A 308-nucleotide genomic window follows, 5' to 3' on the forward strand; every position below is an offset into this window, starting at 1 on the left:
GACGCCGCCAAGCCAGCTATAGAACTTTGCGCCATCTAATCCGTAGCCGATTTTATAGCCCGCCACGTGGCCATCAACTAAAGCTAAGTGGATCAATGCGTGTTCCTGTCTGTTCAGCTTTTCCAGCCAATGGCCCGGCCCGCCAAAAATCTCCCGGTGCAGCGCGGTGATTTCTTCTGTTAGAGTTTTCGGCGGTTCTGAAGTGAATGTTTGATAGCGGATATCCATAAAAGCGCCTCTTTCTTGTGGAGATGAGTATATGACTTTAATTGATGTGTTCGTGTGAGCGGAAAACCCACATACGAGCT

At 49.0% G+C, this 308-nt stretch carries 1 protein-coding gene; it reads right to left on the minus strand.

Annotated features, from left to right (window positions below; genetic code table 11):
- The coding region (locus tag R0J87_RS19305; RefSeq protein ID WP_498888259.1) for a hypothetical protein at positions 1-228 on the minus strand (228 nt) is incomplete at its 3' end.
- Between the last annotated feature and the right edge of the window lie 80 nt (positions 229-308).

The sequence above is a fragment of the Halomonas sp. SIMBA_159 genome (genome assembly GCF_046536035.1).
Classification (GTDB): Bacteria; Pseudomonadota; Gammaproteobacteria; order Pseudomonadales; family Halomonadaceae; genus Vreelandella; species Vreelandella venusta_A.